Raw genomic sequence first — 13749 nt, forward strand, 5'->3', positions numbered from 1 at the left:
GTTAGTCCTCCAGAGTTAGCTTATTTTATAACGGTTAGTATCTGATCTCCTGCATTAGTTTGCTTGCGATCAGCAGGAAGCACATCCAGATAGTCACTTGTATTCGCAATAATAACAGGTGTAACGGTTTGAAATCCTGCATCCTTGATTCCTTGAACATCAAAAGTAACTAATTTGTCTCCCTTTTTCACCACTGCACCACTCTCAACATGAGATTCAAAATATTTGCCTTTTAATTTGACCGTGTCAATTCCAATATGAATTAGTAACTCAACACCTTCATCGCTTGCTAAACCAATGGCATGTTTTGTGCGGAATAAATCGACCACTTTTCCGTCAAACGGAGAGAATACGATCCCTTCAGTAGGTTCAATTCCGATGCCTTTACCCATCGCGCCTGTTGAAAATACAGGATCATCTATTTTATCCAGCGGTACGACTTCACCCTTCAAAGGCGAAAAGATTTCTTCAACTGCACTTGATTTAATTTTATCTTGCTTGAACGTAGTAACTTCATCCTGTTTTTTTTCATTTGAAGAGCTAGTTTTATCGATATCTTTAATACCAAAAATAAATGCTAAAATCGTTGCCGCAAAAAATGAAGAGCCTATTCCCATTGCATATCCAAGTGTAGGCGTGTAATTAGGAATTGTAAAAATGCTGTTAAATACAAAGGTCGAAATTCTCACATCGAATACAGCAATCATTGCTCCGCCAATCGCTCCTGAGATAAACAGCAGGGGAATCAATTTTCTGTGTCTTAGAATCAAACCATACAGAATAGGCTCAGTTACGCCGGCTAACAGTCCCGATACCGTGCCTGCAAACGTAAAGGAGCGTAAATCTTTGTTTTTTCTTGAACGCAGGAAGATACCAAATGCGATCCCCATTTGTGCAAAAACAGATGCGGCAGTAATCGGTTTAATCATATCTCCGCCATTGGCCATGTTATCCAATATGATAGGCAGAGTGCCCCAGTGGATACCAAATATAACGAGAAACGGCCAAGCAGAGGCAATGATAATACCTGTCAAAATTGAAGAGAAGTCCATCATGAAAGCAACGCCGTTTCCAATTCCTGAACTGATATATTGTCCAAATGGACCAAACACGAGAGCTGTAGCTGGAACCATGATCAAGATACCAACCATAGACACGAAAAATAACTGAATCGTATCAGGAGTTATTCGTTTTAACCATTTTTCCAGTGGGGCGTAAACAGCCATCGCCATGAGAATTGGAAATACCGTTGAAGAATAGCTGGCAAGGATTAATGGAATACCCATGAAGGTTGTATCCAAACCGCTTTCTTTTAATGCGGTGAAATTAGGGTCCAGCAAGCCTGCTGCAATCACACCGCCAACAAAAGAATTGGCGCCAAGTTTTTTTGCAGCAGATATACCTACAAAGATAGGCAAAAAGTAGAACAGACCACTGGATGCAGCATTTAATACGGCATACGTTGAACCCTTGACATCAATCCAGTGAAGCACACTGAGAATGGCAAGCAAAGCCTTTATCATACCGGCACCGGCTAAAGCAGGGATGAGTGGAGTAAATACACCTGCGATGTAATCAAAAACTTTTGCCATAACTCCATCTTTCTGGTCATTAGGATCACCGTCTTCAGATGCACCAGAAGTGATATGGTGGGAATTCATAATCTCATCAAATACCTTACCTACTTTATTTCCAACGACAACTTGAAGTTGTCCCCCTTTTTCTACAACAGTAATAACATCAGGAATGGTGGACAAGGATTCTTTATCGGCCTTACTGCTATCTTTCAGCTTAAATCTTAACCGTGTTGCACAGTGAATGAGTGATTCAACATTTTTCTCGCCACCGACTAAGTGTACGATTTTGTCGCCTAATTCTTTATTGTTCATCGTTGGATCTCCTTTATCGCAATAGTATAGTCTGGGATGTTTGTAAGACTAGAAGGAGGGTAGAAGATAAAAAAAACTTGAATTAAACCTAAAGCAATTGTCTTTGTGACAATGCTCCAGATTGAATTCAAGTCTAGCCTCCCGAAGAGTAACAAGTTTGAAAAGTGTTATTCAGTTTTTCTAGTTAATAAACGCTGAATATGAATGGTTAAGTAAGTCACCTCCGTATCGGAAACCTCATATGCATACTGATTACGTATAAAAGTTTTTACTTTCTCCGTAGTTTTGAAAGCTTCCGAGTATCTCTCTTTGACTAGCTCATATATATAAAAATCCTCATCTCCGTCTTCGTAAGTTTCTTGAGAGAAAATTCTATTCGCAAAGAATTTCAAATGTGTGATAAAGCGAAATCCGGATAAGGATTCCTCATCCACTGTAATTCGAAGTTGATAGTTGATAATATTTAAAATCTCTTTTATAAACTGCGTTATCTTAGTAACTGTATTCATGCCGTTATTCAACTGAGCATTCACAAAATGAAAAGCAATAAAACCTGCTTCATCTTCGCCAAGCTCGACTTTGAATTTTTCGTTAATCATCTGGACTGCTACTTTGGCTATACTAAACTCCTCTTTGTATATTTTTTTTATCTCCCAAAGTAGTCCGTTCTTCACATCCAAGCCATCTCTTGTTCGTGTAACGGCTAAGTTAATATGATCTGGCAATGAGATGTAGATGCTTTCATTCAGATCTTTTTTCAGCCTTTTTTTAGCAAGGCTAATGATGTCATCGGATATATCTATATCTTCAACGGAAACCTCTTTGAGGAGTTTTTTGAACTTAGCATACAATCCTTTGTCTTCCAGATAGAAGCGTTTTTCCACAAGCCTTGTATCTAGATCATCACCCTTTTTTTTATTAAATGCTAAACCTTTTCCAATCAGTATGATTTCATCTCCTTGGGCATCCACACTTATGGCAATGTTATTATTAATGACTTGTTTTATTACCACTAAACTCCCTCCCGAACCCAGACATGAAAAAAAGACTTCAACAAAACATAGGATATATTATCCCCATTTTTGCTGAAGTCTCGCCTGCATGACCAGTAACAATCTTCAATCGATTTGTATTTACTTATGGAATAGATGATAACTCGTAAACGTTCAAATGTAAACACTTACTTTAAACGCATATTCCGCAGCAATATGCGTTTAGATTCCATTACCATTCAAGCTCAGGAAGATCCTGATTCGCTAACCCCCAAAAAAGCAGTTGATCAATATGATCAGCTGCTTTTTTGTTTTGTTGTCCATCGAATCAAAACGTTGAACTTCAATGGAGTTTATCCTGCATTTGTTTTAGCTGAGGGTTTGGTGATTTTCCAACCTAAGACAATCACTACGAATCCAATAGCAATCAACAGATACATGGTTGGTAAGAAGCTTCCTGTGTAGTCATACAATAGTCCAATGATAAAAGGACCTACTGCACCAATCATATATCCAATCGCCTGTGTCATTGCAGACCATGTGCTGGCCTCGATGGGGGAACTTGTCTTATCAATGGGTAATAACAAGGTGAGTGAAACTAGTCCACCTGCACCAATACCCAAACATATACTGGCTACAATTGGTGTAATATTAGTAAAACTTAAAAGAGCTAATCCAACAATTTCACTTATCGTGAAAAAAGTAATCCAAAACCTTCTACTCGGAATGCTTTTTAAGAGGAAAGGCAACAATAGAGTTGCTGGTAGCTGTGCGAGCATAGATAATGTGCCTATAAAACCAGCGTAAGACGATGCATATCCCTTTTTCTCCACAATGGCTGGCAGCCAAGCCGCGAAACAATAAAACAAAAGAATAACAATCCCTACAAAAGAGGTTAAAAGCCAGGCTTCCTTATTTTTCAGCGGTAAGGAGACGTTACTGCGTATTAATGCTTTTTCTTTGGTAGTATGAGGATGCCTTATGATCTTAAACCAAAGTGGAACAGCAATAAGTGCAAATACAAACCAGAAACCTAAACCAATTTTCCATGAATCATTGAACAAGTGTTGAAGAGGCGTCGTTAAACCTATGGCAATGGATGCACCTACGACCATAGAAGTAGAATACATACTAATCATCAAAGGCACCTTATCTGGAAAATAACTTTTAATGAAACCGGACATTAACGGGCTCACAATACCTATTCCAGCGCCAATAAATAACGCAGTGAATAATAGATATACTGGTGAATTCGTAAAGAAGCGTAGGAATGTTGCGATACCAATACAAGTAATAAAGATGGTAATGATTTTCTCGGCTTGGTAGCGGTTTGCCAGACGTCCGGCAAATAAGGAGCAAAACCCGATACAGAGTAAAGGGATCGAAGTCAATAAACTTGCTGAAGTCGAACTCATGCCTAAGTCATCGGTTATGCCGTGTAAGACTGGACTGATTGAAGTAATGCCAGGCCTAAGATTGAAAGAAGCCAAAATGAGTGCGAAAAAAAATAACTTGTAACGAGTTGCCATGCACGAAATACCTCCAATGAATGTCTTGATGAAATATTTTCTTTTATGTTACATTAAATTTTACATATTATAAAATGCATATTCATTATAAAGGAGATATCAAAATTGATATGGAATGAGACGCAAATTCAACTTATTGTTAAAATATCGGAGACAGGCAGTTTCACAAAAGCTGGTGAACAGTTGCATATGACACAACCAGCGGTAAGTCGTATTGTTGCGACGGTTGAATCCGAATTGGGAACGAAACTGATTAAGAGAAATAAGAAGAGTGGACTGGTTTTTACAGAGGTAGGGGAACAGATACTAGTCCTTTTTAGAAATGTGCTGAGTGAATTGCGAAAAGTAGAAGAGTTAGTTGCAGCTGAACAAGGCTTGGAGATCGGTAAAATTCACGTTGGAGCTTATCCCACAGCATGTACAAGGTTCATTCCTAAAGTTATACGAAAGCTTGAAGAGGAACATCCTGGTCTTGAAATTAGGCTCTCGGAAGGCAGTGTAAGTCAAGTGAAAGACTGGTTACGAACGAAATCCATAGACGTAGGAATAACGATTTCGCCGGATCAAGATTTTGATGTCATTCCTTTAGTAAAAGATGAGTTAATCGTAGTTATTCATTCACATCATCCTTTAGTTCAGAAAGAATTTATAGAAATTCCTGACTTGGAAACCGAAAATTTGATAGTGGGGAGAGGTGGTTATGATGTAGAAGTGCATGCTATATTCAAAAATTATCATATGAAGCCTAAGGTTCGGTTCGTCGTTGATCATATCGATACAGCATTGAGTATGGTCAAAGAAGGTCTGGGGATTATCGTTACAACGAAAGGCGCCATTTTGTCGCTACCAGAGCAAGTGACATACCGAGAACTTAAACCAAGTATGTTTAGAGATATTAACATCGCAGTGCCAGATCTGAAGGATATGTCTAAGGCAACGGATGTTTTTATCCAAACGGCACGTTCCCTTTTTAGTAATAACATCTAAATGAGGCTGAAGAGTGAATAAAAAAATCCCTTACTCTGATGAGGTACCATCGTAGTAAGGAAAAGACTGAGATCATTCGATTTTTGAAACCTCTTTGGCCAACCACTCTACTAGAAAGAGAACAGGGAATTGAGTTGTAATGTTAGCTGATTCATAAAATTCTTCAGCAACGTAGTATGAAATATTAATATCTGACATTTTTGCAATGGTAGACTGACGATTGTTGGTTATACTCACAATTTTGTTTTTTTCCTGCTTAATTTGTTTCAGAAGTGGCAGTGTAAAAGGGTTCTCACCTGAAGTTGATAAAGCAATGGTAACACTATTTTTACGCATTTTAGCATGGACAGGGAAATGGGGATCATCGATATACATGGAGAATGTACCCAAACTTGAAAAGTACCTTGCTCCATATTCAGCCATAATACCAGAACTTCCTGTACCTATAAAAATGACACCGCTGGCTTTAGAAATCAACTGGGCAGCATTTTTAATTTTTTCTTCCAAATCAGGATGTTGAAACCTCTCAAAAAATTCATAGGCAGCCTGGTGGGGACTTTTTAAGGTTCTCGTTGATGTTCTTTGTTGAGACAAGAGCATTTTGAGCTTTACTTTAAACTCGGAAAAGCCTTCGCAATCGTTTTTTTTGCAGAAACGCAAGACGGTGGTCGTCGAAACATGAGTTGCATCGGCTAGCTCTCGTATACGCATATATGTAACTTTATCCATGTTCTGCATAATATAGTTAAAAAGAGACATTTCCAAATCATTATATGAAGAAATTTGCTCGTTAGTAAACATGATTTTCCTCCTCTGATTGATAAACTTTAAAACAAAACATCTAACTTACCATCCTTGCTAATGTAATATACTATTCCCCAAGAAAACAAGGCGTTACACATAAATAACAAAATTCATTTGATGTTAAATCAAACTAAAGGACTGCAACATATATATTTTCTATGGTATTAACATGAAATTTAAAAAGCCTTTCTTTCTAGCTCTCACTGGGGGAGCTGGAGCATTTACAGGGATACTTGTCATTAAATCTTTTTTTTTGTTGTGACTGCAGGTAAAAAAGTAGCAACTCTCCAAACATAACTTGGAAAGGTGCTGCTTTTCTAAAAGCTTAAATCCAAAGAAATTAAGAAACAGTTTCAAAACAAAAACACAGCGTTTTATTTAAGTAACAAATTCGAATAAGTGTTAAATCAAACTAAAAGTTGTGTATCTATTTATTTTCCTTTGTGATCTAAGTAACATGGATGATGCAAGCTTGAATCTGTTTAAAAAACGGATTGAACAGATACTCTAATAAATAAGAATTATTTGATCGCAACATGAAAGGTGGAACAATAATGAATCAAACATTTCAATTTCCAGATGGCTTCCTGTGGGGTGGGTCTGTATCCGCTAACCAATTAGAAGGTGCTTATCTTGAGGATGGAAAAGGGTTATCCATTCAAGATATCATGCCGAATGGTATTATGACACCTCCAACGGCTGAACCTACCGAAGATAATATGAAGTTAGTTGGTATCGACTTTTATCATCGATACAAAGAAGACATTAAACTGTTAGCGGAAATGGGATTTAAGGTGTTCAGAACATCAATCGCTTGGTCCAGAATCTTTCCGAAGGGCGACGAGCTTGAACCAAACGAAAAAGGACTTCAATTTTACGATAACTTGTTCGATGAGTGCCTGAAATACGGCATAGAGCCGTTAGTTACCATTTCTCATTATGAAACTCCGTTACATCTGTCCCGTGAATATGATGGATGGGTTAACCGTAAAATGATTGATTTCTACGAACGATATGTGCGGACTATTTTTAACAGATATAAAAACAAGGTTAAATACTGGCTGACATTTAATGAGATCAACTCGATTTTGGAGCATCCATTTATTAGTGGTGGTATCAGCACACCTAAAGAGCAACTTAGCAAACAGGATTTGTACCAAGCGGTTCATCATGAATTTGTGGCAAGTGCACTTGCCGTGAAAATTGGTCATGAAATCAATCCGGATTTCAAAATCGGTTGTATGGTTATTGCAATGCCCATTTATCCATTAACTCCTGACCCTAAAGATATGATTCAAGTTATGAATGCTGACCATAAAAATACGTTTTTTGCCGATGTGCATGTACGTGGATATTATCCAAGCTATATCAAGCGGTATTTGAGAGAGAACGGAATCAATATCCACTTCGAGCCTGGAGATGAGGATATCCTCAAACACACGGTTGATTTTATTTCGTTCAGTTATTATCAGAGCAGTTGTGAAACAGCAGATCCTGCTAAACAAATTAAGGGAGAAGGTAACCTTATTGGCGGTGTACCTAATCCACATCTGAAAGCAAGTGATTGGGGATGGCAGATCGATCCGGAAGGCTTGAGATACATTATGAATGTTCTGTATGATCGCTATCAGAAACCATTGTTTATCGTGGAAAATGGATTAGGTGCAGTAGATCAATTGATTACAGATCAAAACGGAGAAAAAACAGTTGAAGATGACTATCGTATCGATTATCTGAAGCAGCATTTAATCCAAGTAGCTGAAGCTATTCAAGATGGTGTTGAACTTATGGGGTACACGACTTGGGGTTGTATCGATTTGGTGAGTGCAACTACAGCGCAACTGAAAAAACGCTATGGTTTTATCTACGTCGATCGTCATGATGACGGCACGGGTACATTGGAACGTTATCGTAAGAAGTCGTTTTATTGGTATAAAGATGTAATCAGCAGCAATGGAGGAAGTTTGTTCAAATAATAAGAAAAGGAATGAATAGGGAAAACCATCATTCGTGAGGAAAGCCGCTGTAATAGCGGCTTTTTTTCTATTCCAGCATGATCTTCTCATTAACTAACTGGTAGTAGTACTCATCCATCTGTTCTGCTGTAACATCTTCTTCAAGATGATATATCCACCATGTGACCAGTAAACTAATAACGCCAGAATGATATTCGGCTAAAAGTTCAATAGGGGCTGAAAGTCGTTTCCCCCTTCGTTTGAGTTCAAGAAAATCTCTTCTGGAAATATCACCGATATAGTTTTTAAAAAAATCAGTAAATTCCTTGTCATTTTTTTGATTTTGCACAATCGGCTCCAGCAAATTTTCCAACATGAATTTAGACAGGCTTTGCAGGGGCTGTTTTAGCCGATCCTCTGTGTTCATTTTCAGATAATCCTGAAGCACCCAGGTCAGGGTTGAGTGTAAGAGTGCAAATTTATCCTCAAAATGTTTGTAAAATGTGGTACGGTGAACCATCGCTCTGTCGCATATTTCATTAATCGTAATATTGCTGAATAGTTTTCCTTGCTCGGATAACAAATCTTTAAAGGAGGTAGTTAACAATTTATGTGTTCTGAGAACCCTCAAATCTACCTTGGTTTCCGTCTTTTTCATCTACATCACTTCCATATTGTAGTTTAACTATATAGTGACTTTGTATTGAATCTTACCAGAAGAGAGATTTTAATTATATATTGGTAGTATAAGTAATATTTTGATCCTTCTACAACCGTAGAACAAAACTAAGTTTGAAGAAAGGATGAAGTTGAGATGTCTGAAGCGAAAAAAGCTCTGGTCATTGGGGCAGGGATTGCAGGATTGATTACGGCAAGAATGTTAGCTGACTATTATGACGAGGTATGTGTGATTGAAAGAGATGAATTCCCTTTGAATCCATATAACAGGCAGGGTGTACCTCAATCATTTCATCCACACCGTGTACAACCACGTGGCGCACTCATTATGGAGCATTACTTCCCGGGATACAATGATGAATTAATCCATATGGGAGCAATATCTTCACATGATGAGCAGTTTCTGATTGCTAACCGATACGGCACATTAGTCAACAAGGAGGACCCTTCTTCGTTTGAAATTGCATCGTGTAGCAGAGCTTTGCTGGAATGGGTGCTGCGCAAGCGAATCCAGAACATGCCTCAGATCAGCTTTTCAACAAGCAAGGAAGTGACTGGACTTATCGTATCTGAAGATCAGCGTACTGTCACAGGCGTTTATACCAAAGAAAGAAGCGGAGAAAAAAAAGAAGAGCAAATTTCAGCAAATATGGTTATTGATGCTTCTGGACGTTCTTCCAAGATAATCAGATGGCTTAATAAGATTGGATTAACAGTACCAGAGCCTGAAGTGCTTAAGGTATCTCTTGGTTACAGTACCCGGTATTACAAAATAAAAGGCTCCATTCCGAACGAATGGGTGATGTCTGACTCCGATCCTGAGCAAGGTATTCGTGCAGGTATATTTACGCGTATTGAGGATGATATTGTTGGACTCATTCTTTTTAATGCAGGAGGAAATGAATACCCGTCTACTCAGCCGGAGGAGTTTCAAGAACAAATCAAACATCTGTTCGCTGGAGATAAAATCGTCGAACTTATGGAGCAATTAGAACCCTTGCAAGGGCCTAGAGGATACCGTATTTCGGAGTCTGTTCGTCAGCGTTTTGAACTGATGGAGAATTGGCCCTCTGGCTTACTCGTCCTTGGTGATGCTCTGTGTGGTTTCGATCCTATTCACGGACAGGGCATAACTGTTGCGGCGATTGAAGCCGAGACGATAGGGAAATGTCTTGAAGAACAGCGCTTACAACCTGAACCACAGTTTGAGCGTAAGGCGTTACAGCGTATGCAGCAGGCCATTGAGCCAGCCTGGTGGCTTAGTTCTGTGGCTGACATGCGTTGGAAAGGGGTGGAACATGGTGGACCTTTCGAAATGAAAGGAGTTACTTTTGGTCAGAAATATATTAATTTGTTTACCAAGCAGGCGATGAAAAAAGCTGAACAAGAAAAAGATAATCAACTTTTCTTTATGCAATTCCTGATGAACGCATTGATCCTTCCGCCAAGTGAATACTTTAAAAAGGAAGTTCTGGACATGATTCTGGACGATAATGGTTCAAAAGAGGAGATGGAATTAAGAGCAGAGCTTGGTGTACAGGATCCTGATTTGTTTCAGCAAAAATTAGATAAGATTCTTCCTACATTTGAACTGGAGTATAATGAGCAGATTAAAGAACTTTTAGACTCACTTCAACCTGCGATGAGCTAATCAATAACAGAAAAGTCTTGTATGTACGAGTAAATTATGCCCCTCCATCGTTTCAAGAAACCCAGGTCATTCCGAGACTCTGGGTTTTTTAGCCTGTGTACTCCAGCGGTCATTTGTCACACCTTTCTAGATGCCCTATAATGATGAACAAGAACAATAACAAATGAGGGAATTCCATGGATTTATATAATATTACCGGTTTTCTTATACACCGAACAGATATAAAGCTGACCAATTATTTTACAAAACAATTAAAACCTTACCAAGTCACACCTGAACAATGGAATATTATAAGCTATTTGAATACGGATAAAGGGATGAACCAAAAAGAATTGGCAGAGGCCATTGATCGTGACCAGACAACCGTCGTTAGAATGGTACATTCTCTTGAGCGTAAGGCTATGGTAAAACGAATGACGAACAAACAAGACAAACGTTCCCATGACTTATTTTTAACCCCTAAAGGAGAAGAAATCAAACAGAAATTGTCACTAATTGTATTAAATGCTCATCATTATGTAACGCGGGGAATCGAATCTCAAGAGTTGGAACAATTAAAAGTGCTACTGGAAAAGTTGTATTCAAACGTACAGAACGAATAATTCCTTTTAAAGGTCTCATATTCATTTTTCCATCGAATAGAAGCTTGTTACAATACAGTTGGCTACAGGAAATACTTTGTTTATAGGTGGAACTGCTTTGAAAAATAATCATGATGACTTGAATGTATGGATATTTTAGCGTACTAATTCCAGCTTGAATGTAGGAACTCACTGTATTTTAGTGAGTTTTTTATGGTTTTGTAAATCAAAATCTTCTCCACACTCTTGATTATTTGACAGGCTTAATGGACATAGTGTTATAATATATATGCGTACACATGTAAAATCAAAAAATGCGTTAGGAGCGGGAAACGAATGACTGTAAAATTATTTACACCTTTCACCATTAAAGATACTACATTTAGAAACAGAATTGTTATGTCTCCCATGTGTATGAACTCCAGCTTGAACAAAGATGGAAAAGCTACCAATTGGCATGTGCTCCATTATGGCAGCCGAGCGGTTGGCCAAGTCGGATTAATTATGGTTGAAGCAACAGCAGTTTCTTCTGAAGGTAGAATTACGGATGAAGACCTCGGGATTTGGTCTGACGAGCAAATGGACGATTTAAAAAAAGTTGTTGATGCTGTTCATGAGAATGGATCGAAAATTGGAATTCAGATTGGTCATGCTGGCAGAAAGGCGGAGCTAGACGAAGAAATTGTTGCTCCATCAGCAATCACGTCAGAGGGTAAAAAAGTACCCAAAGAGATGACCCAAACTGATATTTCCGAAATGGTCTATAAATTTAAAGAAGCGGCCCGTAGAGTTAAAGAAATAGGATTCGATGTGATAGAGCTACATGCCGCTCATGGATATTTAATCAATCAATTTTTATCTCCAATTACGAACCAAAGAACGGATAAATACGGTGGAAATGAAGAGAATCGTTACCGTTTCCTTGAAGAAGTTATAGATGCTGTTAAAACAGAATGGCAGGGGCCTTTGTTCGCACGTATTTCAGCTACGGAATATGACAAACAGGGGAACTTGATCGAAACATACATTCGCTATTCATTGAAAATGAAAGAACAGGGCATAGATCTGATCGATTGCAGCTCCGGTGGAGTTGTCACCCTTCCCATTGATGTGTATCCAGGATACCAAGTTCAACTAGCTGAGACTATTCGCAAAGAATCCAACATTCCAACTGGAGCCGTTGGACTCATTACTACAGGTATTCAATCGGAAGAAATTCTCAAGAACGAAAGAGCTGATCTCGTATTTATCGGGCGCGAACTTCTTCGTGATCCATATTGGGCTCGAACAGCAGCAATTGAATTAAACACAATAATTGATTCTCCAGCACCTTATCAAAATTATGGAGCAAGCTGGTTTCCTAAGAAATAATTTTTTTCACCTTTAGAAACGTTTACCTCAATGTAGGGATTGAGAACAAAAAGCCACTTTATTGATATAGCGGCTTTTTGTTCTATGCGAAAAATCTTAATGTTGTATTTAGTAAAAGCTTCTCTTAACAAAAGTTCTTGCTAATCAGAACTCCATTAAAGATTGACATTGTATCAAATTTCAAACGAAATATATGCTATAGCATATATTCAAGGGACAAAAGGAGACTTTATATGGACATGATCAGCGAAAAACTCTGTTCAACCTATAACATTCTCACTAAACGGTGGAGTATTCATATACTTTACGTGCTCTTGAATAATCCTAAAAAATTCAAAGAGATTTACCAAGAGATCGGTGGAATTTCGGAAATGATGTTGGCCAGAAGGTTAGTTGATCTTCAAAAAGAACATTTAATTACAAAAAACCTGAACTCCAATAAAGTTTATCCTAAGTATGTCCTAACTGAAAAAGGGCGAGCGCTATCTTCATTCATACCTACTCTAATTCAATGGGGCTGTACTGACTTCCCCTTAACAGGAGATAGTTACTCAATAAATAAGGAGGAGAGAGGAGATGGAACGGCTTTCTCATAAAATTTTGATTGTTGACGATGAGCAGCGAATTCGAAATCTTCTGCGCCTTTACTTAGAACGAGAAGGGGTTGATGTAGAGGAAGCTAGTACAGGAGAAGACGGGCTAGACAAGGCACTCAGCGGTTACTACGACCTTCTTATCTTAGATGTCATGTTACCAGGTATGGATGGCCTCTTCTTAACATCAAAAATTCGTCAATACAAAACAACGCCTATACTTATGATAACGGCAAAAGCGAGTGAAAAAGATATCATTGAAGGGTTTGAAGCAGGAGCAGATGATTATGTAATCAAACCTTTTAGCCCCCGTGAAGTGGTACAACGAATAAAAAGGTTAATTCAAAGAAGTCAGGGGATGAACGAAGACAATATTAATTTTCAGAGAAGATTGAAACTGCGTAATTTTGTTATTGAAGAGAATCACTTATTGACTTCAAATGGAAGAGAAGTATATCTTACAACAAAGGAATATGAATTGTTATTTTATTTGGCAACCTCTCCAGATAAATTGTTTACAAGAGAAAACATTCTACAACATGTATGGGATTATGATTATAGTGTTGATTATCGAACTGTAGACACTCATATTATGCGAATCCGTGAAAAGCTGGATATGATCTCACCCAATTCATCCTCTATGATTAGAACTGTATGGGGATTAGGATATAAATTTGAGCTCAATTAATTATTTTTAATTCTTAGGATTTACTTTTAAT

At 38.1% G+C, this 13749-nt stretch carries 12 protein-coding genes; 7 read left to right on the forward strand and 5 right to left on the reverse strand.

Annotated elements, in window-relative coordinates:
• Positions 1 to 20: 20 nt before the first annotated feature.
• The 3 genes from MKX40_RS16445 to MKX40_RS16455 all read right to left on the reverse strand — a co-directional run bounded on the left by MKX40_RS16445 (position 21) and on the right by MKX40_RS16455 (position 4410).
• A complete protein-coding gene (locus MKX40_RS16445; RefSeq protein WP_339234049.1) occupies positions 21 to 1889 on the reverse strand; it encodes a beta-glucoside-specific PTS transporter subunit IIABC in 1869 nt (622 codons plus the stop codon).
• A gap of 167 nt (positions 1890 to 2056) precedes the next feature.
• On the reverse strand, positions 2057 to 2902 hold the full coding sequence (locus MKX40_RS16450) for a PRD domain-containing protein (protein ID WP_339234051.1): 846 nt from the start codon (positions 2900 to 2902) through the stop codon (positions 2057 to 2059).
• A 332-nt stretch (positions 2903 to 3234) separates the two neighbouring features.
• Complete coding sequence (locus MKX40_RS16455; RefSeq protein WP_339234054.1) at positions 3235 to 4410, reverse strand: MFS transporter; 1176 nt, start codon at positions 4408 to 4410, stop codon at positions 3235 to 3237.
• Between the two features lie 105 nt (positions 4411 to 4515).
• On the opposite strand from MKX40_RS16455, the gene MKX40_RS16460 reads away from it, so the two are divergent.
• Positions 4516 to 5397 (forward strand): LysR family transcriptional regulator, encoded by an 882-nt coding sequence (locus MKX40_RS16460; protein ID WP_339234056.1) that lies wholly within the window; start codon positions 4516 to 4518, stop codon positions 5395 to 5397.
• A 72-nt stretch (positions 5398 to 5469) separates the two neighbouring features.
• On the opposite strand, the gene MKX40_RS16465 is transcribed toward MKX40_RS16460, so the two are convergent.
• Positions 5470 to 6198 (reverse strand): MurR/RpiR family transcriptional regulator, encoded by a 729-nt coding sequence (locus tag MKX40_RS16465; protein WP_339234058.1) that lies wholly within the window; start codon positions 6196 to 6198, stop codon positions 5470 to 5472.
• Between the two features lie 557 nt (positions 6199 to 6755).
• On the opposite strand from MKX40_RS16465, the gene MKX40_RS16470 reads away from it, so the two are divergent.
• Positions 6756 to 8177, forward strand: a complete 1422-nt coding sequence (locus MKX40_RS16470; RefSeq protein ID WP_339234060.1) for a glycoside hydrolase family 1 protein — start codon at positions 6756 to 6758, stop codon at positions 8175 to 8177.
• A gap of 67 nt (positions 8178 to 8244) precedes the next feature.
• Here the strand turns inward: MKX40_RS16470 and MKX40_RS16475 are convergent, their stop codons facing one another.
• Entirely contained in the window at positions 8245 to 8814 is a 570-nt protein-coding gene (locus MKX40_RS16475; protein WP_339234062.1) for a TetR/AcrR family transcriptional regulator, read from the reverse strand.
• A 156-nt stretch (positions 8815 to 8970) separates the two neighbouring features.
• Between MKX40_RS16475 and MKX40_RS16480 the strand changes: the two genes are divergently transcribed.
• The 5 genes from MKX40_RS16480 to MKX40_RS16500 all read left to right on the forward strand — a co-directional run bounded on the left by MKX40_RS16480 (position 8971) and on the right by MKX40_RS16500 (position 13718).
• Positions 8971 to 10485, forward strand: a complete 1515-nt coding sequence (locus MKX40_RS16480) for an FAD-dependent monooxygenase (protein ID WP_339234065.1) — start codon at positions 8971 to 8973, stop codon at positions 10483 to 10485.
• A gap of 176 nt (positions 10486 to 10661) precedes the next feature.
• Positions 10662 to 11087 (forward strand): MarR family transcriptional regulator, encoded by a 426-nt coding sequence (locus MKX40_RS16485; protein ID WP_339234067.1) that lies wholly within the window; start codon positions 10662 to 10664, stop codon positions 11085 to 11087.
• Between the two features lie 315 nt (positions 11088 to 11402).
• Positions 11403 to 12437, forward strand: coding sequence for an NADPH dehydrogenase NamA (gene namA, locus MKX40_RS16490; protein WP_339234069.1), 1035 nt, complete (start codon positions 11403 to 11405; stop codon positions 12435 to 12437).
• 233 nt (positions 12438 to 12670) lie between these two features.
• Positions 12671 to 13033 (forward strand): helix-turn-helix domain-containing protein, encoded by a 363-nt coding sequence (locus MKX40_RS16495; protein ID WP_339234071.1) that lies wholly within the window; start codon positions 12671 to 12673, stop codon positions 13031 to 13033.
• Positions 13014 to 13718: a response regulator transcription factor gene (locus tag MKX40_RS16500; protein ID WP_339234074.1), complete on the forward strand. Its 705-nt coding sequence runs from the start codon at positions 13014 to 13016 to the stop codon at positions 13716 to 13718. Before MKX40_RS16495 ends, MKX40_RS16500 begins: the two co-directional genes overlap by 20 nt.
• Positions 13719 to 13749: the final 31 nt, after the last annotated feature.

Origin of the sequence: Paenibacillus sp. FSL R5-0517, assembly GCF_037974355.1 — a bacterium.
In the GTDB taxonomy this organism is placed as follows: Bacteria; Bacillota; Bacilli; order Paenibacillales; family Paenibacillaceae; genus Paenibacillus.

Excerpts from the sequence above, each read along its gene's own strand:
- MKX40_RS16495 (WP_339234071.1), top strand. The coding sequence starts at position 12,671 with ATGGACATGATCAGCGAAAAACTCTGTTCAACCTATAACATTCTCACT.
- MKX40_RS16485 (WP_339234067.1), top strand. The coding sequence starts at position 10,662 with ATGGATTTATATAATATTACCGGTTTTCTTATACACCGAACAGATATA.
- MKX40_RS16455 (WP_339234054.1), bottom strand. The coding sequence starts at position 4,410 with ATGGCAACTCGTTACAAGTTATTTTTTTTCGCACTCATTTTGGCTTCT.
- namA (WP_339234069.1), top strand. The coding sequence starts at position 11,403 with ATGACTGTAAAATTATTTACACCTTTCACCATTAAAGATACTACATTT.
- MKX40_RS16445 (WP_339234049.1), bottom strand. The coding sequence starts at position 1,889 with ATGAACAATAAAGAATTAGGCGACAAAATCGTACACTTAGTCGGTGGC.
- MKX40_RS16480 (WP_339234065.1), top strand. The coding sequence starts at position 8,971 with ATGTCTGAAGCGAAAAAAGCTCTGGTCATTGGGGCAGGGATTGCAGGA.
- MKX40_RS16465 (WP_339234058.1), bottom strand. The coding sequence starts at position 6,198 with ATGTTTACTAACGAGCAAATTTCTTCATATAATGATTTGGAAATGTCT.
- MKX40_RS16470 (WP_339234060.1), top strand. The coding sequence starts at position 6,756 with ATGAATCAAACATTTCAATTTCCAGATGGCTTCCTGTGGGGTGGGTCT.
- MKX40_RS16475 (WP_339234062.1), bottom strand. The coding sequence starts at position 8,814 with ATGAAAAAGACGGAAACCAAGGTAGATTTGAGGGTTCTCAGAACACAT.
- MKX40_RS16500 (WP_339234074.1), top strand. The coding sequence starts at position 13,014 with ATGGAACGGCTTTCTCATAAAATTTTGATTGTTGACGATGAGCAGCGA.